This window comes from Rhodococcus sp. NPDC047139 (genome assembly GCF_040643435.1).
Classification (GTDB): Bacteria; Actinomycetota; Actinomycetes; order Mycobacteriales; family Mycobacteriaceae; genus Rhodococcus.
This window is the reverse complement of sequence record NZ_JBEYUH010000023.1, coordinates 36,416-59,229: the sequence shown is the minus strand read 5'-3', so window position 1 is coordinate 59,229 and position 22,814 is coordinate 36,416. Positions and strand designations below refer to the sequence as shown.

The 22,814-nt window shown below is 66.3% G+C and carries 22 protein-coding genes and 2 pseudogenes; 9 read left to right on the top strand and 15 right to left on the bottom strand.

The annotated features are described in order from the left end of the window. Positions 1 to 158 precede the first annotated feature (158 nt). Positions 159 to 803, bottom strand: coding sequence for a TetR/AcrR family transcriptional regulator (locus ABZ789_RS21350; RefSeq protein ID WP_358428189.1), 645 nt, complete (start codon positions 801 to 803; stop codon positions 159 to 161). A 143-nt stretch (positions 804 to 946) separates the two neighbouring features. Between ABZ789_RS21350 and ABZ789_RS21345 the strand changes: the two genes are divergently transcribed. Both ABZ789_RS21345 and ABZ789_RS21340 read left to right on the top strand, forming a co-directional pair. Then, a complete protein-coding gene (locus ABZ789_RS21345) occupies positions 947 to 1,726 on the top strand; it encodes a glucose 1-dehydrogenase (protein WP_358428186.1) in 780 nt (259 codons plus the stop codon). Positions 1,727 to 1,786: 60 nt separating this feature from the next. Further along, positions 1,787 to 1,882, top strand: a pseudogene (locus tag ABZ789_RS21340) (transposase); the annotation flags it as partial. A 332-nt stretch (positions 1,883 to 2,214) separates the two neighbouring features. Here the strand turns inward: ABZ789_RS21340 and ABZ789_RS21335 are convergent. From ABZ789_RS21335 to ABZ789_RS21320, 4 genes are all read right to left on the bottom strand, one after another. Further along, the gene (locus ABZ789_RS21335; RefSeq protein WP_358428210.1) at positions 2,215 to 2,832 is read right to left on the bottom strand and encodes an RES family NAD+ phosphorylase; all 618 of its coding nucleotides are present in this window, start codon (positions 2,830 to 2,832) and stop codon (positions 2,215 to 2,217) included. Between the two features lie 21 nt (positions 2,833 to 2,853). Continuing rightward, the gene (locus tag ABZ789_RS21330; RefSeq protein ID WP_358428183.1) at positions 2,854 to 3,363 is read right to left on the bottom strand and encodes a hypothetical protein; all 510 of its coding nucleotides are present in this window, start codon (positions 3,361 to 3,363) and stop codon (positions 2,854 to 2,856) included. Positions 3,364 to 3,698: 335 nt separating this feature from the next. After that, a complete protein-coding gene (locus ABZ789_RS21325) occupies positions 3,699 to 5,216 on the bottom strand; it encodes a DHA2 family efflux MFS transporter permease subunit (protein ID WP_358428180.1) in 1,518 nt (505 codons plus the stop codon). A gap of 235 nt (positions 5,217 to 5,451) precedes the next feature. Next, positions 5,452 to 5,901, bottom strand: coding sequence for a hypothetical protein (locus ABZ789_RS21320; RefSeq protein WP_358428177.1), 450 nt, complete (start codon positions 5,899 to 5,901; stop codon positions 5,452 to 5,454). Between the two features lie 167 nt (positions 5,902 to 6,068). Here ABZ789_RS21320 and ABZ789_RS21315 point away from each other — a divergent pair, with 167 nt between their 5' ends. Continuing rightward, entirely contained in the window at positions 6,069 to 8,729 is a 2,661-nt protein-coding gene (locus tag ABZ789_RS21315; RefSeq protein WP_358428174.1) for a LuxR C-terminal-related transcriptional regulator, read from the top strand. 13 nt (positions 8,730 to 8,742) lie between these two features. On the opposite strand, the gene ABZ789_RS21310 is transcribed toward ABZ789_RS21315, so the two are convergent. Next, positions 8,743 to 9,291 (bottom strand): DinB family protein, encoded by a 549-nt coding sequence (locus ABZ789_RS21310; RefSeq protein WP_358428171.1) that lies wholly within the window; start codon positions 9,289 to 9,291, stop codon positions 8,743 to 8,745. 95 nt (positions 9,292 to 9,386) lie between these two features. On the opposite strand from ABZ789_RS21310, the gene ABZ789_RS21305 reads away from it, so the two are divergent. Then, positions 9,387 to 10,352 carry a YafY family protein gene (locus ABZ789_RS21305; RefSeq protein WP_358428207.1) on the top strand — a complete coding sequence of 322 codons (966 nt, stop codon included), beginning with the start codon at positions 9,387 to 9,389 and terminating at the stop codon, positions 10,350 to 10,352. 62 nt (positions 10,353 to 10,414) lie between these two features. Beyond that, entirely contained in the window at positions 10,415 to 11,491 is a 1,077-nt protein-coding gene (locus ABZ789_RS21300; protein ID WP_358428204.1) for an alkene reductase, read from the top strand. 105 nt (positions 11,492 to 11,596) lie between these two features. Here ABZ789_RS21300 and ABZ789_RS21295 read toward each other — a convergent pair whose 3' ends face one another. The 6 genes from ABZ789_RS21295 to ABZ789_RS21270 form a co-directional block, all read right to left on the bottom strand. Beyond that, positions 11,597 to 13,069, bottom strand: a complete 1,473-nt coding sequence (locus tag ABZ789_RS21295; protein ID WP_358428168.1) for an FAD-dependent monooxygenase — start codon at positions 13,067 to 13,069, stop codon at positions 11,597 to 11,599. A gap of 114 nt (positions 13,070 to 13,183) precedes the next feature. Further along, positions 13,184 to 13,660 carry an SRPBCC family protein gene (locus ABZ789_RS21290; RefSeq protein ID WP_358428165.1) on the bottom strand — a complete coding sequence of 159 codons (477 nt, stop codon included), beginning with the start codon at positions 13,658 to 13,660 and terminating at the stop codon, positions 13,184 to 13,186. A gap of 52 nt (positions 13,661 to 13,712) precedes the next feature. Continuing rightward, positions 13,713 to 14,369, bottom strand: a complete 657-nt coding sequence (locus ABZ789_RS21285) for a GntR family transcriptional regulator (protein ID WP_358428162.1) — start codon at positions 14,367 to 14,369, stop codon at positions 13,713 to 13,715. Positions 14,370 to 14,469: 100 nt separating this feature from the next. Continuing rightward, complete coding sequence (locus ABZ789_RS21280; protein ID WP_358428159.1) at positions 14,470 to 15,459, bottom strand: transketolase C-terminal domain-containing protein; 990 nt, start codon at positions 15,457 to 15,459, stop codon at positions 14,470 to 14,472. Then, a complete protein-coding gene (locus tag ABZ789_RS21275) occupies positions 15,456 to 16,349 on the bottom strand; it encodes a transketolase (RefSeq protein ID WP_358428156.1) in 894 nt (297 codons plus the stop codon). Before ABZ789_RS21275 ends, ABZ789_RS21280 begins: the two co-directional genes overlap by 4 nt. Beyond that, on the bottom strand, positions 16,346 to 17,746 hold the full coding sequence (locus ABZ789_RS21270; RefSeq protein ID WP_358428153.1) for an MFS transporter: 1,401 nt from the start codon (positions 17,744 to 17,746) through the stop codon (positions 16,346 to 16,348). Before ABZ789_RS21270 ends, ABZ789_RS21275 begins: the two co-directional genes overlap by 4 nt. Before the next feature lie 388 nt (positions 17,747 to 18,134). Between ABZ789_RS21270 and ABZ789_RS21265 the strand changes: the two genes are divergently transcribed. From ABZ789_RS21265 to ABZ789_RS21255, 3 genes and pseudogenes are all read left to right on the top strand, one after another. Further along, the gene (locus ABZ789_RS21265; protein WP_358428150.1) at positions 18,135 to 18,908 is read left to right on the top strand and encodes an SDR family NAD(P)-dependent oxidoreductase; all 774 of its coding nucleotides are present in this window, start codon (positions 18,135 to 18,137) and stop codon (positions 18,906 to 18,908) included. Between the two features lie 83 nt (positions 18,909 to 18,991). Beyond that, positions 18,992 to 19,309 (top strand): WhiB family transcriptional regulator, encoded by a 318-nt coding sequence (locus ABZ789_RS21260; protein WP_358428147.1) that lies wholly within the window; start codon positions 18,992 to 18,994, stop codon positions 19,307 to 19,309. A 122-nt stretch (positions 19,310 to 19,431) separates the two neighbouring features. Next, positions 19,432 to 19,554, top strand: a pseudogene (locus tag ABZ789_RS21255) (GlsB/YeaQ/YmgE family stress response membrane protein); the annotation flags it as partial. A gap of 108 nt (positions 19,555 to 19,662) precedes the next feature. Here the strand turns inward: ABZ789_RS21255 and ABZ789_RS21250 are convergent. Then, positions 19,663 to 20,034, bottom strand: coding sequence for a helix-turn-helix domain-containing protein (locus ABZ789_RS21250; RefSeq protein WP_358428144.1), 372 nt, complete (start codon positions 20,032 to 20,034; stop codon positions 19,663 to 19,665). A 96-nt stretch (positions 20,035 to 20,130) separates the two neighbouring features. On the opposite strand from ABZ789_RS21250, the gene ABZ789_RS21245 reads away from it, so the two are divergent. Then, positions 20,131 to 20,544 carry a RidA family protein gene (locus ABZ789_RS21245; RefSeq protein WP_358428141.1) on the top strand — a complete coding sequence of 138 codons (414 nt, stop codon included), beginning with the start codon at positions 20,131 to 20,133 and terminating at the stop codon, positions 20,542 to 20,544. Between the two features lie 10 nt (positions 20,545 to 20,554). On the opposite strand, the gene ABZ789_RS21240 is transcribed toward ABZ789_RS21245, so the two are convergent. Further along, positions 20,555 to 20,908, bottom strand: coding sequence for an OB-fold domain-containing protein (locus tag ABZ789_RS21240; RefSeq protein WP_358428138.1), 354 nt, complete (start codon positions 20,906 to 20,908; stop codon positions 20,555 to 20,557). 398 nt (positions 20,909 to 21,306) lie between these two features. Next, positions 21,307 to 22,635 carry a helix-turn-helix domain-containing protein gene (locus ABZ789_RS21235; protein ID WP_358428135.1) on the bottom strand — a complete coding sequence of 443 codons (1,329 nt, stop codon included), beginning with the start codon at positions 22,633 to 22,635 and terminating at the stop codon, positions 21,307 to 21,309. Positions 22,636 to 22,814: the final 179 nt, after the last annotated feature.

Genomic DNA, 22,814 nt, shown 5'->3' with positions numbered 1-22,814 from the left:
AGCCGTTAGTGTGCCATTTTCCGCACACGCACCGCCGCTACCTGCACAGACGCACCGGACTACCCCGAAAACCGGCTCACCTGGTGCAACTCGGGACCGGTCCATCACAACGCGACAGGATTTCGAGAACAACATCAGCCGCTCGGTAGCGGCGCCACTCAGTTGTTCGCGGACTCCCCTGGTCCGGTGACGGCGTACCGGGCGGCGATGGTGCGGACTGCCTCGTCGACCACCTGAGCGACGCGGTCGGCGCTCACCTTCCAACCCGGCACCAGGAGAGTCGGCCAGAAGACATAGTTGGAGATCATGCCCAGGAACTGAGTGGCAGCGAGATCCACATCCTCGACCCGCACCGTTCCCGCCTCATGCTCAGCCAGGAGGTAGCGGCGTATGGACTCGAAGTAGGGCATTTTCCCTTGCGAGAACTGCGCATCGGCGAGTTCCGGGAATCGCGGCAGTTCGGCGATGACGATTCGGAACAGGTCGGTCATCTGGGGCCGGCACAACAGCTCGGCGTAGTGGCGCCCGATGACGCTGAGCCCGTCGACGATGTTGCCTACTTGCGGAGCATCCTCCTCGTCAGCGGTCGACCAGGACTCGGTGACGATGGCCTCGAACAGGGCAGCTTTGCTCGGGAACTGCTTGAACAAGGTGGCCCGCGAAACGCCCGAGCGTTCTGCGATCCGCGCCAGCGACGTCCGGTCGTAGCCCAACTCGAGAAACAGTGCGGTCGCGGCCGTCAGGATCAGCGCGCGTTTTTCCTGGGCGATGCGCTGGTGATACGTCGTCGGGGTCCTGCTCATGAGCCGAGCATACGAGGTGAGTGGCTTGACTCACCATTGTCACCGGCCTAGCGTCAGGAAGTGGTGAGTGGATCGACTCACCACCGGCCGCGACCTATCGCCGAACATCTCGAGCAGTCACCCACACACCGAAGGAACATCCGATGAACCGCTTCGACAACCAAACCGTGCTCGTCACCGGTGGAACCGGTGGCCAGGGATCGAGCCACGTACGCGCCTATCACGCGGAGGGAGCGAACGTCGTGATCGGCGGCATCGACGCCGACCGCGGCGCCGCTCTCGCCGACGAACTCGGGACCCGCGCTCACTTCACCCACCTCGACGTCACCGACGAAAGTTCGTGGTCCGCCGCGGTCTCGGCCGCCGAGAGCACATTCGGCGCCCTGAACGTGCTCGTCAACAACGCGGGCGTCCAGAACCCGCCCGCCCCGATCGAGCACACGGACCATGGCACGTGGTCCCGCATCCTCGGCATCAATCTCACAGGGACCTTCCTCGGCATCAAGGTCGCCGCCCCCGCTCTGCGCCGCGCAACAGGGGGTGCCATCGTCAACATCGCCTCGACCATGGGCTTGGGCGGTACGGCGCACTACGCGCCGTACGTCGCCAGTAAGTGGGCCGTGCGAGGTCTCACCCGAACGGCAGCGCTCGAGCTCGGCCGGGACCATATCCGCGTGAACACCATCCATCCCGGCGTGATCGCGACCCCCTTCATCCAGAAACCAGCAGCCGGCGCCACCACAGCGATCGCCGACTTCTACTCCCCCGAGCCGTTCGCCATCCCCCGGCTCGGAGAGCCGATCGACGTCACCCGGCTTCTCCTGTTCCTCACGTCCTCGGACGCATCGTTCATCACGGGGTCGGAGTACGTCATCGACGGCGGACTCCTCCTCGGCCCCGCCCTTCAGACCGAGACCGCGTGAGCAGCCCAGACACGAGGTTGCGTCTATGGAGATGGTGTACGAGCCGCAGCTGAATGACCCTACGGCCAGCGTTCCGGCGAACGGATCGACACCCGCCATGGCTACCGGCATCGGGGCTTCGATACCCGGGTCGGCACCCTCGATGTGTCGATCCCGACGCCGATTCGGTTCGCGCGCAATGGAAAGAACAGGCTGAACGTCGACACGCAATTCATCAGGGCAGCATGTGCGACGGCGGGAACCTCGAGCAGGACACCGCCACCGGCGACGGTCGCGGCAGCGACCAACGCGACACTTCGAACGTCGGACCGGCACGGCATGAGGCACCTCTCATGGCCGAAAGATGGGGAATGTGTGTCCACCTTCACCCGTCGCCACGCCTGTCTCCCACGCAGTGAAACACTTTCTCGGCCGGATTACCGCCTTCTGATCAGCCCTGACGACTTCGCTGCCGAGGCGCCTGCACCACTTCCGAGAAGCAAAAAGGATCAGAGGCTGCCGGGGATATCGAGGACCACGATCCCCGTCTCGTCTTCCAGTGCGTCCCACAGATCCGGGCGATCGAGCAGGTTCTCCGTGCCGAGCACCGTGAAATCTGTTGGCTCGAGCACGGTGCCGGTCCGATCACCGCTGGCCGCGAACACCGCGAGGCACGCGTGGACGTGACGCAGGTCGTGCCGCGCCCAGTACCGGATACCGTCGAATCCGGCATCGCGTAGTGCCTGCGCCCATTGCTGGGTCAGCGCATAGTCGGTGGTGGTGAACAGCTCGGAGGTCACTCCGAACTGGATCGCCCGGTTCGAGGTCGCGTCGGCGAGGCGCAGATCCCTCCGGACGCTCACCTCCGAGATGTCCCGGCCGGCAAGCTCCGGCCGGGGAATGACGCCGATGCCACTCCACGCTTCCAGCAGCGTGATGAGCGCTGCTTCGGCGGTATAGCAGGTTCCCTCGGGTCCGGAGAGGTCGAAACGGCCCCCGCCGTTGTTGCTGAACCACCATGGCCCCCGCTGTGCGGCGTGGCTGCGGTAGGCCGTCGCGCCGGCGAGGAAGACGGTTTCAGGGAACCGTCCCCGGAGTTGCTCCGGGGACGGGGGGCGCCTCGAGATGTTGTTGTGCGCGGGGAGCGTTCACGAAGCAAGCCGCTCCGATGCTTGGCGGGCGAGGTTCTCGACGTCGGTGATGTCGCCGTCGAGCAGGGCCTGTCGAGGGGCACGGCCACCGAGTTCGGGCTGTGTGCTCGACATCCACGATGCGATCGTCCACGGGTTGACGTCAGAGGCCGCCCAGACAGCGAGGACATCTTTGATCCCGGTGATCGGCCGGTAGCCGCGATCTGTCTCGGTGAATCCATCCGACCAGTAGCCGGCGCTGCCGTCTTCTGCACTCAGACGCAGCACGCGCTTGTCCTTGACCGCTTGGCTGAGGGCCTGCTTCGACCAGCCGGTCACTTCGAGAGTCTGACGATGGGTCAGGATCGGGCCGATGTGCTTTTCCCAGGCTCGGCGCGCTTTGAGGCTGGACAGCACGCTCCGTACCCGATCGGCCACATACCGCGCGTCGTCGTCGTTGAGCTGCTCCGCCGCCATGCCACTGGCGTCCAGCTGGTCATCGACGACCTTCTTCAATGGAGTGCTCATACTTCGATGATTCCGAGTCAAGTAGGTCAAGTCAAGGTGGTCAACCAAAACTACGGCCTGCGCATTCCTGTGATGTCGGACCCCTCGACCACCCGCACGCCCCCAGCACCAGCACCGATAGCGGCACCGGTGGCTTGATCGTCCACCCCAGGCTGCCACCTCCGAACGCGTGACCACGCTCGAGCGGGCACGGAACCGACTCACGCGCCTGGCGACGAACCGGCCATCACGCGCAGCAGCAACCTGACGCGAACGATCACCACACGAACCGACCGTCAACCGGAGACAGCACCACTCGAACCGATACTTCTCATGTCGATGCCTGCCACCGGATCTCAGATGCCGGCAACGGTCGGCTCGGCGTCACGGTCCCGGCTGCGGTGCCGGGGCAGGAACAAGGCCGGAATCATGATCAGTGCGGTCAGCGCGAAGGTGACCCAGAACGCGTAGCCGAACGAGTCGGTCAGCAACGGACCCACGACGGACATGGCCTCCGGCGAAATGGAGTTGATCCGGTCGGTGCCGCTGCCCCCTGCGGCAATTCCCTGGCCGGTGAGTTCGTGTGCGAAGTGCTGAGTCAACGCCGTCACCACAACCGCGCTGCCGAGCGACGCCCCGATCTGCTGGATCGCCGACAATGTCGGCGCGGCACGCGTCACGGCTTCCTTCGGGAGGTTCGTGTATGCGGCGGCCATCGTCGGCATCATCACCGAACCCAGGCCCATACCCCGCACGAACAGCGCCACGGTCAGCCAGAGATACGAGGTGTCGACGTCCAAGCGGGTGAACGGCAGAGTCCCGATCAGGGCCAGCACGACACCGACCGGCACGACGTAGCCGGCTCCGATGCGGTCGGTGAGTCTTCCCCCGATCACCATCGCGGTGATCGCGCCCAGCCCCTGCGGAGCAAGCAGCAGACCTGCCGCCAACGCTCCCTCACCCCGGGCTGTCTGGTAGTACAGCGGCAGCAGGAGCATGCCACCGAACAGGCCGATGCCGACGAGGAACACCGCGATCGACCCGCTGCCGAAAAGCCTGTCGGTGAGCAGTCGGACGTCGATGATCGACTCCGATCCCCAACGAAGACTGTGCCACGTATAGAAGGCCAGGCCGGCAACACCGGCCAAGAGCCATCCGAACACGCTCCAGCCCGTGAACCCGCCCTGGGAGCCGACACGGGAGAGGCCGTAGAGCAGGCAGACGAGACTTCCCGAAAGCAGGATCAGGCCACGCACGTCGAGCCGACGGCGTTCGGGCAGACCGTCACCGTGCGGCAATTTCCACACCGCCAGCGACACGGCGACGATGCCGACGGGCACGTTGACGAGGAAGATCCAGTGCCAACTGGTGTACTCGACCAGCAGCCCGCCGATCACCGGACCGAACACCGGTCCCAGCAGCATCGGAACTCCGAGGATCGCCATCGCACGGCCGAGACGCTGCGGACCGGCGGTTCTGGTGATGATCGCTTGACCACCGGGAATCAGCATTCCCCCGCCGAGGCCTTGGACGATGCGGAAGACGATCAGGCTTTCGATGGACCAGGAGGCGGCGCAGAGGGCAGACCCGACAACGAACAGGCTCACTGCGGTGATCCAGACCGGCTTCTGTCCGAAGCGGTCCATCGCCCAGCCGGTGATGGGGATGACGATCGCCACCGACAGCAGATAACCGGTGACAACCCACTGCGTGGTGGACAGGGCCGAGTCGAGTTCGGTGCTCAGCGATTCCAGGGCAACGTTGACGATGGTGGTGTCGAGAACGACCATGACCATGCCGGCCACGATCACCAGCCCGGTGACGATGACGCTGCGGTCGAGCTTGCCCGAGGCTTGGTCGGTCGAAGGTCCCATTGTCTCGGTCCAGTCGTTCGGAATCGGGGGCGCCGCGGTTTCGGAATTCGTCGCAAACCGTCGTGACGAGTCGCGGTTGGATCGGAGGGCATCGAAAAGTCGGCCTCACCGTTTCTCCATGATACGTAGCTGCAGCTGCTACGTAGTTGCGGCCGCCGGCGACCCGAGGACTTCACCCGGAAGTACACGCGAGCCGATTCCGGGAAGAACAGGTACGTACCGGACAATTCTTCGTTCACGAAATTCGATGCACGCGCGGACGGTCCTCGTGATACCAATCGACCACGATCGACCGCGCCCCGCTGCGGATGATCAGTGATCGAATCGGGCCGTCCACGAACACTTCGCGCTCGATATCTCCTTCGACGGCCGATCCGCTAGCCGGGCCGGGCGCAACTGCCAACAAGATCTCGGGCTCGTCCGACGCCCGGCCCGCTTCGACCAGCAGTCGCTCCTCGTCGACCTCGCGGACGGTGACATCGTCGCTTCCGGAGACCTCCCCCACCAGCAATGCCACGTACTGCGTCTCGCTCTCCGGATCCCTCACGGCCAGCAGACGGGCCTTTCGAGGGCCGCATCGGAGCGATTCGTCGAGTTCCGTGGTCACTGCGGACGAATCCCCGGCAGCGGTGAGGTCGATGCGCCGTGACGTCCAGCTGAAGAACGGTTCCGACAAGGTGGTCATCACGTGCTCCTTCCGTTGCGTCGGGGTCCGGGATTTCTCGACGAATCAATCGTCGCGAAGAACTTCACGGCAGTCGCGCGTAGTCGATTACTCGATCCGCGACTGCAGTGAGCCGGCATATTTCCAACCCGGAGATATCCGCACCGTGCAGTTATACGATCGAATTCATGGATCAGCGCTGGCCACTGATTCAGCGACGGGGGGAACTCGAAATCATCGTCGCGGCTCTCGCCGATCCCGACGGAGGCGGTGTCGTCCTCACCGGCGATCCCGGAGTCGGAAAGACCACCCTGGCCCGCATGGCAACCGATTCGCTGTCCGCCCCGGTGCGCTGGATCGCAGGAACCGAATCCGCTCGCAGCATCCCTCTCGGGGCGTTCGCACACCTCATCGAGACTCCCTCGGCACGCGACCCCGTAGCCTTCCTCGCCGCCGCACGGCAAGCGCTTCTGCACGAGCACGCTCCCGATCGCGCGCGCCTCGTCCTCGGTGTCGACGACGCGCACCTGCTCGATCCGCTGTCGGCTACTTTCCTTCACCAGCTCGCGCTCGACCGCGCTGTTCACATCGTCGCCACAGTGCGGAACGGCGAGGTCGTCCCGGACGCCATCACCTCCCTGTGGAAGGACAGGCATCTCGTCCGGCTGGAACTGACGCCGTTCACCCGGCAGCAATGCATCGAACTCGTCGAGAACGTGCTCGGCGGCCCTCTGGAAGAGTTGAGTGCCGACCTGATCTGGAGTGCCTCGGGTGGAAATGCCCTGTTCGTGCACCATCTCGTAGTCGGCACCCGTGAAGCGGGTGCACTTCGCCGTTCCGGCAACGTGTGGCAGCTTCGCGGCAGCACCGCTGTCACCTCCGAACTCGCTTCCCTCCTCGAACACCGCATCGATCACCTCGCGCCCGAGGTGCTGCAGGCGCTGCAGCTTCTGGCGTTCTGCGAACCGCTCGACCTGGAGATCCTCTGTGGTCTCGCCGGCGACGAGGCGGTCGAGGAGGCCGAACGACGTGGATTGATCGACGTCGTCGACGACGACCGCGGTTTCCGTGTGCGCTATACCCATCCGTTGTTCGGCGAAGTGGTGCGCCGACGCGTCGGCCGTGTCGCGGGTCGCAGGATCCGCGGTCAACTCGTGGAAGCGCTCGGTTCGCGCGTGCAACGGAGTCCCGCCGAGCGGATCCGACTGGCCGAACTCTCCCTCGACAGCAACCACCCTGTGGAGCCCGAACTACTCGGGAAAGCCGCACACGACGCGATAGCGCTGGGCGACGCACCTCTGGCCGCGCGACTCGCACGCGCGGCGTTCGACGCCACGGGCGAATTCTCGGCAGCCGACCTTCTGGCGAGGGCGTTGGTGTGGCTCGGCGCGATCAGCGAGGTCGAATCCGTTCTCGCATCCTTCGACCCCCACGACCTCGACGAGAGCGAACTCGTGCGGTGGGGGACGACGCGTGTGTCGAATCTGTTCTGGGCCATGGGCGACGCAGCGGAAGCGCAGCAAGTGCTCGGCACCCTGCGCGAACTGGTCACCCGCCCGCATCTTCGCCTCGTGATCGATGCGATCGACTGTGGCTGCGCGGTCTACGAGGGCCGTCCCCACGACGCCGTGGCCACGGCACACCGCATCCTGGCCACCGAGCCGGCGCTACCGTGGGCCGTCGAGTGGGCGTGCTTCGGCGGTGGACTCGCGCTGGCGGTCCTGGGACGCGGCAACGAGGTTCCGGCGATGGCTGCGCGCAGCGCCGCCATCGCCGACCAGGTCGACAGATTGCTCCGTTATCCGGCCGGGTTGGGAGAAGTTCTTGCGCTGATCCTGACAGGAAATCTCGACGAAGCCGGGCGGCGGGCCGAGTCCTACCGGGAAGACGCGGCTCGGGCGCCCGCCGACACGCACGCAAGTCTCACCTCCACGGGGAAGTATCTGCCCTGGGGTCTGGCGAACATCCTTCTCGGCATCGTCGACACCGCTCGGGGCCGATTCGTCCACGCGGTGCACCGCCTCGAGCAGGCCGTCGCAGCGTTGCATGTGGACGACCGCGCGGCGGCCGTCTCCTGGAATGTGCCCGCCTACATCGCCCTCACTCAGGGATACGCCGTCCTCGGTCGTGTCAACGAGGCCGGTGAGGCACTGGAACAGGCGAAATCACGTAGTGGTCGCCATGCGGCGGTCTTCGGGCCACAGTTGCAGATCTCGGAGGCGTGGCTCGCCGCAGCCCGCGGTGAAACCACGAACGCGATCACCCTTGCCCGCGCGGCAGCGGAGACTGCGAGCCGATGCGGTCAGCTCGGTATAGAAGCGATCGCTCTGCACGCGGCGACCCGATTCGGCGATCGCACGACCACGGCACGACTGGCCGCTCTCGCCGAGCAGTGCGACGGCCGCTTCGTACCGATCGCCGCCGCGCATGCGGCTGCCTGCGCCGACACGGACGGTCCGGGCCTGTCCGCCGCCGCGGCGAACTTCGAAGCGCTCGGAGTTCTCGCCGACGCCGCCGATGCCCACGCCCGAGCCGCGCTCGCGTACCGCACCCACGGAGACACCCGGCGTTCGGTCGAGGCCGCAGCGGCTGCGGAGGCCCTGGCCGTCCGCTGCGACCATGCATCGTCCCCGGCACTGGACGAAGCTGCCCGACCGCTGCCCCTGACCAGCCGGGAGCGCGAGATCGCCGCCATGGTCACCGCCGGACTGTCCAATCGGCAGATCGCCGACCGCCTCGTGGTGTCCGTTCGGACCGTCGAAGGCCACATCTATCGGGCGTGCACCAAACTCGACGTGTCCGACCGCACCGAGCTCGCCGAGTTGATGAAGGACACCGGCCGGCGATAGGGGACGTCCTCTCTCATCCCATGGACTTCGACCCGTCGAGGCTTTCGCGGATGATGTCGGCGTGACCGGCGTGCTGTGCCGTCTCCGCGACGATGTGGAGCAGGGCCCGCCGGACCGACCATGCCTCGTCGATGTTCCACGGAGCCTTCGGAAGTTCGTGGACGGCGTCCAGCGACGGCAGCGTGCGGACCAACTCGTCGGTCCGCGCCGCGACCTCCTCGTAGGCGCGCAGGGCTCCGTCCAGGGATTCGCCGGGTTGCAGTTGGAAGTCCTTGTCCCGCTCGGCGAAATCCTCCTCGGTCCACTCGGTGAAGTCCTTCTCCATGTAGGCGGCGCCGACCACGAGGAATTCCGCCCATCCCTTTTCGACCTCGGTGACGTGCTTGATGAGACCTCCGATGGTCAGGAGGCTCGCGGTGGTTCGTTCCGATGCCTGCTCGGTCGTGAGATCGCGGGCGGTGAAACGCAGGAAGTGCCGCGCATGAGCCAAGCTCGACAGCAGGTCGAGTCGTTCCTGGGTGAGGGTCGCCTCGGCATTCTCGGTTGCGGTGGAGTCGGACATCGGATGCTCCTTCGTCGTCGTGATCCGGTCAGAACCACGCTACGAACCATTGGTGCCAGTTTCTGTCACTTATCGATCGGATCGTGCGCGAGAATATGTTCGTGTCCGGAACGAGTTCGCGAACCTTGCGACTGCTGTCACTGCTGCAGACCCATCGCTACTGGCTCGGCGCGGAACTCGCCGAACGGATGGGTGTCTCGCTGCGCACGTTACGTCGCGACGTCGAGCGTCTGCGCGACCTCGGCTATCCCGTGCGCTCGGATCGCGGGGTCGGCGGGGGCTATCAGCTCGCGCCCGGAGCGTCGCTGCCGCCACTCGCCCTCGACGACGACGAAGCCGTCGCCCTCGCCGTAGGGCTTCTCACCGCGGCTCAGACCTCCATTGCGGGGATTGCCGAGATCTCGGTGCGGGCATTGGCCAAGGTCATCCAGGTGATGCCTCCACGGCTCCGTCGACAGGTCGAGGCACTGGACGCAGCCACCGTCTCCGCCGATATCCCTTGGGCGAGCCGCGCCACCGATTCGAGGCAACTGGTGACGGTCGCACGGGCATGCCGGGACGACGAGCGGATCGTGTTCGAATACACCGCGGCCGACGGGACGGGGTCCAGGCGGCGAGTGGAACCGCGACAGCTCGTGTCCCTGGGTCGACGCTGGTATCTGGTGGGATACGACCTCGACCGCGGTAATTGGCGCAGCTTCCGGTTGGATCGGATGAACGAGACCGCGGCTACGGGCGTCCGGTTCCGGCCACGGGAGCTGCCCGGTGACGACGCCGCAGCCTTCGTCGAAGGTGGAATCCGCAGCCGTTCCACTGTGAAGGTCAGTGCCGAGCTCGCGGCGTCGGATCACGAGGTACGCAGAAAGATCGGACAGTGGGCGGAAGTGGTCGCTCTCGATGCCGATCGGTGCCGGGTCGAGATCGATGCCGACAGCATGGACTGGGCAGTGATCGCCGTGGGCATGTCGGGTGGACGAGTGATCCGAGCGTCGCCGCAGGAGTTCGTCGACCGGCTCGAGGATTGGTCGGACCGGTTGGCGTCCTCCGACGACCGCTGGTGACCCATCCCACAATCCTGGCGCCGCAAGGAATTCCGTCGGGACCGGATGTCGTTGCGCACCCTATGGACTTGTTCACGCCTGTCGCCCTCGGCGACCTCGAGCTCACGAACCGCATCGTCATGGCCCCGCTGACCCGCCTGCGTGGTGGTTCGGCCGGTATACCAGGAGATCTCATCGTCGAGCACTATCGTCAGCGGGCGAGTGTCGGCCTGATCATCGCCGAGGGCACCTACGTGAACTTCGAATCGCAGGCTTTCGTCGGACAGCCCGGGATCGTCACCGACGAGCAGGTCGCCGGCTGGCGGCGTGTGGCCGACGCCGTGCACGAGCGCGGCGGTCGCATCGTCGTGCAGCTGATGCACGGCGGCCGGGTCACGCATCCGGACGTGAACGGGGGCCGGCGCGTCGTCGGGCCGAGCGCCGTCGCGATCGACGGCGATGTGCACACGACGGACGGCAAGCAGCCCTATCCGGTGCCCCACGCGCTGTCCACCGATGAAATCGCATCCGTAGTGGACGACTTCGTCGCCTCGGCGCGCCGCGCGGTCGAAGCCGGACTGGACGGGGTCGAGGTCCACAGCGCCAACGGCTATCTGCTGCACGAATTCCTCTGCCCTACGTCGAACAGGCGGGACGACGAATACGGCGGTTCGGTGGAGAACCGGATCCGGCTGGTGGTCGAGGTCGTGAAGGCAGTGGCCGACGCCGTCGGCGCCGGACGCGTCGGGTTGCGCATCTCTCCCGAGCACAACATCCAGGACGCGCTCGAGACAGATCGCGAGGACGTCCGAGCCGTCTACGGTGCACTCGTCGACGCCCTGCGCCCCTCCGGATTGGCGTATCTGTCCGTCCTGCACAAGGAGCCCACCGGTGATCTCGTGCAGGAACTGCGGAACCGGTTCGGCGGCAAGATGATCGCCAACAGCGGCTTCGGTACTCCGACCACTCGCGAGGAGGCCGTGCAACTGATCGAGGAGTCACACGCGGACGCCGTAGCGGTGGGTCGCGCAGTGCTGGCCAATCCCGATCTCGCCGAGCGGTGGCGGAACGGACAGCCGGAGAATGCTCCGCGCCCGGAACTGTTCTACGCCTCCGGCGCCGAGGGATACACCGACTATCCGTTCTTGCAGACAGTCTGAGCGTCGGGCTCACCCCTCTTCTGATCCTTGCGCGCCGAACCGTTCTTCGCCGTAGCTACAGGGAGCGCGAAGGACGGTTCGGCGCGCGAGAATTCGCCGCCCGAGCTAAAGGGAACCCTTCCGGCGCGTTCCACCCACGACGCCGCACCACCTCGACAGCGCGTCGCTGAGCCCGTCCGCCGACCCCTCTCCCACCCACGCCACGTGCCCGTCGGGCCGCACGAGGACGGCGGCCGGAGCGTCCACCGCGCCGAGTACGGGCAGCTCCCAGGGCCCGTCATATCTCGCCGGGACGCGATCGACGGCCTCGGACCAGGCGCCGAGGCTCAACGGCTGCCCGCCGAACTGCAGCACCGCCGGTCGGGCTCGGTGCATCAGTTCGAACACGCGCGTCGGCCCATCGGGGACGACAATGTCGAGGTCCGGCATCCGCCGCCCCAGCAGCGGAGGTCCCGCGCCGAGGTCGTAGGCCACGTCCAGACCGGAGATCAACGCGGCGACCGGCGTGCCCGCGTCGTCCACGCGAAGAACCTCGTCGAGCAGGTCTCGGAGGGCTTCCTGTCTCGGATCCGCCTTCTGGAACAGGGATTGGGCCATCGTGAATTTCAGTGCTCGCGCTCCGGCCGGATGCCGCTCGGCGTGGTAGGTGTCGAGCAGTTCGTCCCCGGACACGCCGCGTACCACCTGGCCGAGCTTCCAGCCCAGGTTGACGGCGTCCTGGATACCCAAGCCGATCCCCAGTCCCCCGGTCGGTGAATGCACGTGCGCCGAGTCGCCCGCGAGCAGCACCCGACCCACGCGATATGCCGTCGCCTGCCTCGTCGCGTCGGTGAACCGTGACAACCAGGTGGGGTCGTGCACGCCGAAGTCCGTGCCGAACACGTGGACCAGCTCTCGCCGTAGATCCTGCAGAGTGGGCGCATTGGCGGGACCCAGCTCCGCTTCGGTCACCACGACCCGCGCCCGGCCCTCCCCCATCGGATACAGCCCGTGAACGCCGCGCTCGTCGATCTTCGCGTCCGTCGGCAATTCCTCGGTCACCTGCACCTCGGCAATCAGACTGCTGCGCGTTGCATCCGGGCCCACGAATCCGATTCCGGCTTCGCGGCGCACGACGCTGCGACCACCGTCCGCACCCACCACGTACCGGGCCCGCAGCGAGTCCCCGGAGGCGAGAAGAACTTCCACCGCGTCGGCGTCGGCCGCGATGCCTACGACCTCCTCACCCCGCCGGATCGGGCCTCCTAGTTCCTCGACCCAGCCCGTGAGCAGCCGTTCGATGTGGTTCTGGAACAGCGCCAAGGTGTAGGGGTGGCGTGTCGGCAGGCGACTCGAGTCCAGCCCGGTGCCACCGAATGTGGCCGTGTGCACCGGCCTTCCTTCGGCGAGGAAGCGGTCGACGATCCCCCGCTGATCGAGTAATTCGATCGTGCGGGCATGGATCCCGCCCCCACGCGAACCAGTCAGTTCTCGGGATCGGCGCCGTTCGAGAACGACGACGTCCGCCCCGGCCAGGCGCAACTCCCCCGCCAGCATCAGTCCGGTCGGCCCACAGCCGACGATTATCACCTCGTGCACGCCCCGCCCCTCTCGTCGGCACCGAACGGGCAGTATGAGCCCGTGTGTGGGCCTTGCGGCAAGCCCCCACCTGCGCGATACCGTGGAAAGGGGAGGCGGACGGGGTGCCCGGCGTCAGGCCTCGAGGATGTGCTTGATCGCGTCGAGTGTCGCGGGAATGCCAATGCGGGCTGCCCGTTCCCTCGCGTCGATCTCGCGGGGTGCGTCGGCGCCGAACCGCTCGTGGAAGAACTTCAGTCCCGCCTCGGTGAACTCCCAGGTCTCCGTCAGCTCCGTCCCGGCGTCTGCGGGCTTGATGACGTAGCTCCAGCGCACCAGGCCGGGACCGACCGACCACGCGAACTCGCGGCCCGGAGACGCGACGACGACCTCCGACCGTGTCTCCCAGGTGCGCTCGGGAGTGACGTTCCGCCCGGTGAAGTAGGAACCGACCTCGGGACCCTGCCCTTCGTCCCACCAGCATTCCGCGCAGACGGGCGACCATTCACCGGTGCGGGTGACATCGGAGACGAGGGCGTACACCTCGTCCGGGGTGGCGGCGACGACGACGGAGAGCTCGAAGGTCAGGGGTGTGGTCTGCATGGCCACCATCCTGCCCTATTCGACGTTCGCAGGCAGGAGTCGTCACCCTATGACAACCACGTCACGACACGAGATTACTTGCAGCCCAGGACATATGAGAACGCACCGCCGATGCCGCTTCGTCGGAGTCGCCGGTTTCGATGGCGTCGACGATGGCACTGTGACGCCCGACGTCCATGTTTCCGACGGCTTTCTCCAGACCGGCGAACATGATGGACATGCGGATCGATCCCTCGAGCGACTGCCACGAGTGCATCAGCGTTTCGTTGCCGGTGAGACGGCAGAGCAGTCGATGGAAGTTCAGGTCGGACTCGATGCGCGCTTCGAGATCGTTCTCGGCGTGCGCCATGACTTCGAGGGATTCGCGCAGGGCCGGGATCACCGAAGCCCGGTCGGCCCGTTCGGCGAGGTCGCGGACGGCGAGCGCCTCCAGCGCCGCACGCACGGCGAAGATGTCGCGGATCTCCTTGGCGTCGAGGTGCCGAACGTAGAGGCGACCACGGGCGCCGGCAGAGATCAGGCCTTCCTGCTGCAGTTGGCGCATCGCCTCGCGCAGGGTTCCCCGGCTGATCTGGAGCATCTCGGACAGCTCGGTTTCGACGAGGGGACTGCTCGGGGCGAGAGCGCCGCTCGTGATCGCGGTGCGCAGGGCGGTGACGGCCTGCTCACGCAGGCTGGTCCTCTCGAGCCCCAGCAGCGCAGCGGGTTGAGCAGCCATGAGTTGCCTCCAGGTGTTAGCGGCCGACTGTCGACAACAGTCTGTCGACAATGATACGGGCCCGCACCGGCTCCGGTGCAGGACCCGTACAGCGTGTCGCTCAGCCGAGTTCGTCGAGCACCCGCGCGACCACCCGGTCCGTGCTCAATCCGTAGCGATCGTGCAGGGTCGGCAGCGCGCCGGCATCGAGGAACCGGTCGGGCAGACCGATGGGAACGACCCTCTTCCCCAGTCCCGCCCCGACAACCGCGGCAGCGACGGTCTCGAAGAGCCCACCCACCACGGTGTGGTTCTCGAGGGTGACTGCCAGTCGGTCGGTGTCGATCTCCGCCAGGACAGTGGCCGCGTCGAACGGTTTGATCGTGGGCGTGTGGACCACCCCGACTTCTACGTGGTGGGTCGCCAGCACGTCCGCCGCCTGCAACGCCCGCATCGTCATCAGGCCGCTGGTGACGAACACGACGTCCTTTCCGCCTCGCAGCACCTTCGCCTTTCCGAGTTCGAAGCGGTAGTCGTACTCATCGAGGACGGTAGCGACCTTGCCCCGGAGCAGACGGAGATAGGTGGGTCCATCACTCGCGGCGAGCTGCGGCACGGCCTGTTCGATGTCGATCGAGTCGCACGGGTCGACGATCGTCAGATTGGGCATGCCGCGGAAGATGGCGATGTCCTCGGTGGCCTGGTGGCTGGGACCGTAACCGGTGGTCAGGCCGGGCAGCCCACCGACGATGTTGACGTTGAGGTTCGGTTCGGCGATGTCCAGGCACAGGAAGTCGTACGCCCGTCGCGCGGCGAACACCGAATACGTCGACGCGAACGGGATCAGGCCGGTCTCGGCCATGCCGGCCGCAGCGCCGAGGAGCAGCTGCTCGGCCATGCCGATCTGGAAGAACCGGTCCGGGAAGGCGTCGGCGAAGATGTGCATGTCGGTGTACTTGGCGAGATCTGCGGACAGGCCGACGATCCGATCGTCCTCCTGGGCCGCCGCGACCAGCGCGTGGCCGAACGGCGCGGCGGTTGTCCGCTGGCCCGGGTCGACGAACGAGGCGATCATCGCCGAGGTCTTGAGCTTGGGAGCGGTAGTGGTCATCGGACGTCCTCGCGGTTGTGGCCGGCGGTCAGCTGGTCGCGGCAGATCTGCCATTCGTCTTCGTCGATGCGCATGAAGTGCGCCTTCTCCCGCGTCTCGAGCAGCGGAACGCCCTTGCCGACGCGGGTGTCGCATAGGACGATCGCCGGGGATCCGGCCGGAGCTGCACCGGCGACCGCCGTATCGAAGGCGTCGAGTAGAGCACCGGTGTCGTTGCCGTCGACCCGGTAGGTGCGCCACCCGCAGGCCGTCCACTTGGCGTGGACCGGTTCGGTGCTCAGCACCCCGCTGGTGGCACCGTCCGCCTGCAGTGCGTTGATGTCGACCATCGCGATGAGGTTGCCGAGCCGGTGGTGGTGCGCGCTCATGGCCGCTTCCCAGGTCGACCCTTCGTCGAGTTCGCCGTCGGACAGGAAATTGAAGATTCGTGCCGGCGAATTCTGGTGACGCAGGCCCAGTGCCATGCCGACGGCGATCGGAAGGCCGTGGCCGAGCGAACCGCCCGAGATCTCCATGCCGGGGGTATAGGTCGACATACCCGACATCGGCAGGCGCGAGTCGTCCGCGCCGTAGGTGAGCAACTCGTCGCGGGAGATGATCCCGGCCTCCGCGAGCGCCGCGTACAGGCCGATGGCGTAGTGGCCGGTCGACAGGAGGAATCGGTCGCGGCCGTCCCAGTGCGGATCGTCGGCGCGGAAGCGCAGATGGTCTCCGTAGACGGTGGCGAGGATGTCGGCGGCACCGAGCGCCTGACCGACGTAGCCTTGCCCCTGTTCCTGGCCCATGTCGATGACGTCGTGTCGGAGTCGGTAAGCGAATTCGTCGATGGCGGCGAGTCGCTCGTTCCGAGGCAGCGTGATGTCGGGACGGGGATGCGCTGTGGTGGTCACAGAAGTTCCTTTTCCTTGGTGCTCGATGCCGCGGCGGTCCCACCAGCCAGGGGGCCGTCGGAGCTATCGGAAGGGTGTGAGTTCGACCGGGTGGCCTGATCGGCGAGGCGGCGCTCGGTCGGCCCCCAGGTCTCACGGGTGACGAGGGCGCAGACGAGACCGACGAGGCCGAAGAAGCTGAACAACAGAGCCGGGCCGAGCCAGCCGATGGCGAAGTAGAGCAGCGCGGTGATGAACGGGGTGAACCCGGAGACCATCGCCGAGATCTGGTAGGCCAGCGACGCTCCCGAGGCGCGGCGCGCCGCTCGGAACAGTTCGGGGAACCAGGCACCTTGCGCTCCGGCGAGGGCGTTCTGGCAGACGGCGTACGCGATCACCACGGTGGCGAGGATCAGCACGAACATGCCGGTGTTGACCAGGAGGAACATCGGCACGCCGAAGAGAGCGGCGAACGCGCAGACCCCGAGATACACGGTCCGGCGGCCGATCCGGTCGGTCAGCGTGGCCCAGCCGACCGTGGAGAAGATGCCGATCGCCGAGGCCACGCACAGCCCCAGCAGGGTTTCCGACTTCCCGGCGAGGTCGTTCTCGTGCAGGTAGGAGATCATGTAGGTGATCGACACGGCGTAGCCGGCGGTTTCGGCCACACGCAGACCGATGCCACGGAGGATGTCGCGCCAGTCCTTCTTGATGGAATCGAGGACCGGGGAAGCAGCGATCTCACCGCTGTCCTTGACATCCTCGAAGACCGGGGACTCGGGCACCTTGGACCGGATGATCAGCCCCACCGCGACGAGGACGATGCTCGCGAGGAACGGCACCCGCCACGCCCAGTCGCCTCCGAGGTGGACGCTGAACAGGAACACGAGGTTCGCCAACAGCAGGCCGACGGGGAATCCCGCCTGGACGATGCCGGTGTAGCGGCCCTTCGATTTCCACGGCGCATGTTCGTAACTCATCAGGATGGCCCCGCCCCATTCGGCGCCGAAGGCAAGTCCTTGGATGATGCGGACGGTCACCAGCAGCGCCGGTGCGATGAGACCGACCTGGCCGTAGGTCGGGAGGAGGCCGATGACGAAGGTCGCCAGGCCCATGACGATCAGGGAGGCGACGAGTACCGGCTTGCGCCCCACCTTGTCGCCGAGGTGGCCACCGAGGATCCCGCCGAGAGGTCGTGCGGCGAATCCGACACCGAGGGTGGCGAAGGCGGCGAGAGTACCGATGACGGGATCGCCGCTGGGGAAGAAGGCCGTCCCGAAGTACAGCGCTGCGGCGGTGCCGAAGCCGATGAAGTCGTAGGTCTCGATGACGGCGCCGACAGAGGAACCGACCGCGACGCGTTTGGCGTCCTTGGTGCCCTCGACGGGACCTCGCATCTCGAGCGCTTCTGTGCTCATGAATTTCTCCTTGCGGACCGAGGATACGGCCGCTGGTGCGACGAGGAAAGAAGATGTCGACTGTCAACAGTGAACCCAGTGTGAGCGCCGCCACCCCATCCTGTCAACTGTCAGTCGATAACGGTTGACTGTTAACAGTAAACGCGGCTAGCGTGGTCGGCATCACCTTCCAGGAGGTTGCCGTGTTCCACGATCGGCTCGGCTGCTCGACGATCAGCTTCCGCCACCTATGGTCCGAATCCGCCCTCGACGCCCGCGGTACACCGGGCACTTCGCCCTCGAACTCGAGACCCGCGACATCACCGACCCCGAGCGACCCCAAAGCACCTCTCGGGCAGCTCGATCCGTCACGCGTGCTCCCCTGACCCGATCTTCCAAGGAGAAACTCATGTCCTCGATCCAACGCACCGCAGTCGTCACCGGAGCCACCTCCGAGCGCGGCATCGGCCTCGCCACCGCTCGCCGCTACGCCGAGGACGGATGGGCCGTCGTCGTCCTCGATCTCGACGGCGAGAAATCCGCCAAGGTCGCTGCCGAGATCGGCAGCAAGTACTCCGTCCCGTCCTTCGGACACGAGATCGATGTGGCCGACGAGGGATCGGTGCAGTTCGCGCGCGACGCCGTCGCCGCAGAGGTCTCCGCGGGCAACCTCCCGGCCGTGGGAGCGGTCGCGAACATCGCCGGCATCACCTCGCCGGTGCCGTTCCTCGAGACGAGTCTGGAACTGTGGAACAAGGTGATTGCCGTCAACGCCACCGGCACCTATCTCGTGACCCGAGCATTTCTGCCGGGCATGATCGAGAACGGCTGGGGGCGCATCGTGAACATGTCGTCCGTCTCCGCCCAGCGTGGTGGCGGGGTCTTCGGAAAGGTTCCCTACTCGTCCGCGAAGGCCGCCGTACTCGGCTTCACCAAGTCGCTCGCCCGCGAGCTCGGCGACTGTGGCGTCACCGTCAACGCCGTCACTCCCGGCGCGGTCGACACCAGTATCCGCGTCGGCAGCACCCCGGAGCAGGAAGCTGCCATCTGCCGCGACGTTCCGCTCGGACGCACCGCCACCACCCGTGAGGTGGCCTCGGTCATCACGTTCCTGTCCTCGGAGGACGCCGCGTACCTGACCGGCACGACCGTCGACGTCAACGGCGGCAGCCACATGCACTGACCATCCCGTCCGGTGTCCGCTCGCGCACCGACGCGGGCTGACACCGGACGACACCCCTTCACTTCGGCCACCGGACGAGACCCATGAGAACAACCCCCTTTTTCTCCCCATTCGGCAACAGCCCGGACGCGGAACTGCAACAGTGGCAGTCGCGCGCCGACTGTCGTCTCATCGATCCCTCGATCTTCTTCCCCTCGGACGACGAATCCCGCGGGACGCGGCAGCGTCGCGAATGGATGGCGAAACAGATCTGCACATCGTGTCCCGTCCGGATTCCGTGCCGGGACTACGCATTGGAAGCCCGCGAACGTCACGGGATCTGGGGCGGAACCTCCGAATCCGACCGTCGCCGGGAACGCCCTTCGCGGGCACGGAACGAACGACTGGTGTCGTCGGGATGAAGTCGGAGGGCGGACTTCGGAGGACAGGCGCTGTTCACCCCCACACGGCGGCGGCTCACACAGCCGTGATCGGTTCACTGAAGGCCTGTGGCTGTGACTATCGCGGCCTGAACACGCGCAATGTTGATCTTCTCGCAGGTGACGGACTCGAACTACGTCCTAGCGGGATCATCGGCTCCCTCGCCGGCGCGATCCTCGTGACAGCAGCCTGGTCGGCATGGAAGGTGCGGTCGCGTCGGGCGTAGATGTCCGAGTGACCATCTGCCCCGCGGACGAGTAGCGACTGCTCGACATTGCGCCCGGAAACCCCGTGCGCCGCCGACCGTCGTCCCGTGGCCGAGGACTGATCGCGATCATTCATCGGAAGCCTCGTCGAATCTGCGCCGAGCCTCCTCGATACGGGGGAGATTCGTCGACGCCCACAGCAGCAGGGCGTCCATCGGTTCGCGCACCGTCTTTCCGAGTGGAGTGATGCGGTACTCGACTGCGATCGGTCGGGTGCTCACCACTCGGCGTTCGATGATCCCGTTGCGTTCGAGTCTTCGCAGCGTGTTGGTCAGGGACTTCTGCGTGACGTCAGGAATGGCGCGGCGCAATTCGTTGAAGCGACGCGGGGCCTCGCACAGTTCGGTGAGCACGCTCGCGGACCACTTGTCGAGCACCTGCCCCAAGAGCTCTCGATGGGCAGCGACGGCGAGCAGATCGTGATCGGCGGTATCCGACATGAAACCTGGTTTCCTTGAAGTGACTTTCCGATACCAAGTATAAATCGGATACCAATCCGGCAAGAGCCGTCCGATTCGAGAGCCGAGGAGCAATCCGTGCCCGTCACCTTGTCCAGTCCCGAAGGCATGCTGCCGAATGCCCCCTATCATCACGTCGCGGTCGCGACCGGCACCCGGCAGGTCCACGTCGCCGGCCAGGTCGCGCATATGCCCGACGGCTCACCCGTTCCGACGGATCTGGCCGGTCAGGTGTCCCAGGCCCTGCGCAATGCCGCCCGAGGGCTGGACGGAGCCGGGACGAGCTTTCGTGACGTCGTGCGCATGACGTTCTACGTCACCGATTGGCGTCCGGAGAAGATCGAAGCGCTCATGGCCGGTGTGCAGGCAGTGGCCGCCGAGATCGACCTGCCCGACCCGATGCCCCCGGCGTCGCTGATCGGGGTCGAGATGCTCTACGAGCCCGGGGTGCTCGTAGAGATCGAGGTCACGGCGATCGACGATCGAGAGTGAGACGGCGCCTTCAGGCGGCGCAGACTCCGAACACCGGGAAGCCGTCCCCACCGGCCGTCGACTGGAACTCGACCCGCACCGGCTCGTCGGCACGCTCGGGGAACTCACCTTCGATCTTCGAATAGACCCACGGCCCGTCGTCGAGTTCGACAATTGCGAGGGTGACCGGGGGTTCCTCCTCCGGGCCGCCTTCGATCGGCTCCACGACCTTCGAGGACACGATGGAGCCGGTACCGGAGCAGTGCGCAGGTTCGAGGTTTGCGCAGCGGCACGACGGGCAGCGCACGGCGTCGGGCGAGAGCAAGGTCTTGCAGTTGCCGCAGCGGCGGATCGCCATACATTTCTGCGTCGCGTGGGGTGCCATGATGGTCCTTCCGTCAACGAAGAATGTCCGAGCCACAAGGACTGTCCACCACGGACAGGGGGCGAGATTTCTCTGGGCCGATGACGTGGCTCCGATCATCAAGCCCCACTTGAAGGGTAGGTCGCCGCAGGTGCTCCGGCATCGGTACGCGCGCACACAGATAACCCGACGAGCTGGTCGCAGCGCACAATCCCAGCCCGCTCGGTCTGCCCGCTCGAATCCCCGGCATTCGCATGAACAAGCGTCCGAATAACAGCCTGACCTGCTGCTTCACCCATCGGCGAAGTGATCTGTCTCTCTCTGGCACCCGGTGCCGCGTGTCCGCACTGTGCGGACAGACCGAACTGCTCCGCAAGGGGCGGTGGGACTCTCCGGAACACGACGACAGAAGCGTTGCCTCACTCGGGCGACGCGGAGGCCTCGGGCTCGGGGGCGAGCACCGCGGGCCCGAGCCAGTGACACAGGGCCAACGCATTCTCGAGATCCAGTCGGTGTTCGCGCACACTGCGCCCGAGCTGCTCCTCCGCCTTGTTGATCCGATATGCGACCGAGTTCCGGTGCAGATGCAGCCTGTCGGCGGTCGATACGAAACTTCCCCCGCTGGCCAGGAACTCACGCACGGTGTGGCGCAGTTGCGCGGCGGCGGGTTCGTCGACCGCCAGCCGGCCGAGGACATCCCCCACCCAAGCACGTGCCCAGTCGAGATTCGTGCACATCAGCGCCACCGCGCCGACCTCGTCGATCGAGACGAGCCGCGGCCCCGGCAGATCGGATGTCAGCGCGACCTCCCGGGCCTGCGCCGCTTGGCGGTGCGTCCGCACGAATCCATCGATTCCCTCGTGGGGTGCACCGATCGCGACACCGACCGGCCGCTGCCACGCCGCGACTATCTCGGACAATCCGCTGGTGTCTATCCGCCCGGCCGTGCCGAGTGGTATCCACGCCCGGGCGGTGTACTCGTCGAACTGATCGAACAACACCCGCCCGCGGGCGCCGAGGCGCTCGGCGAGTGCCGTCACCGCCTGTTCGAGTCCGTTCCATCCGGTACCGGAGCGATCGCCGCCCGCCACCTCGACATCGTCGCTCCAGACGATGACACCGAGATGGTTCTGGCCGAGCCGGTACCCGAGGGTGCGCTCGGCGTCGCCCACCTCGATGGGGCGACCGGCCAGAATGTCCTGGATCCGGGCCGTGCGGGAGGCGTTGCGGTTGAGCAGCCACGTGTCGCGCTCGGCCTCGTACACCTCCAGCAACGTCTGGGACACGCCGTCGATCCCGGCCGAAAGCCTCATCAGGATCGCGACGCCGGCTTGCATCGCGACTCCGGAATCCTCACTCAGTCCCGCCAACGTCTCGAGACACCAGCGCATGATGCTGTCCTGTGCGAGCCGATTGCTCCGATCCACCACCGAGACGGGGAATCCCTGCCGAGCCAGCATCCGCACCAGCGCATAGGACGCCGCCGGTATCTCGATCTCCTCGAGGCCCTCCCGAAGGAAATGCGTGATGGCCACGACGCCGTCCTCGGCTGCTTTTTCGAGGGCACGACGTGTCGGCCGGTCCTGGGCCATCACCTCGATCTCGGTCGAAATCCGCTCGTACATGTACCGCGTGATCTCGGAGTGCCTCGTGATCGACAGGTCCGCGACCGACGCGATCAATGCGCGCGTGGCAAGTTCCGAATCGCCCACCTTGCGGGCGCCTTGTCCGATCTCGTCAGCATTCATCGGTTCCGGTTCCGGCGAGAGAAAAGTGCCTCATCCATGGAGGTGCGCTGCCTCGACGGTAACGGCTCAGTGGGGCCGGCCACCGCAGATCCGCGCGTCCATCCGGAAACGATCGTGCCGACACTCACCCCGGGGGTTGTCCGAACCGGTCGGGCGCTCCGCCTAACCTGTCACGGTGA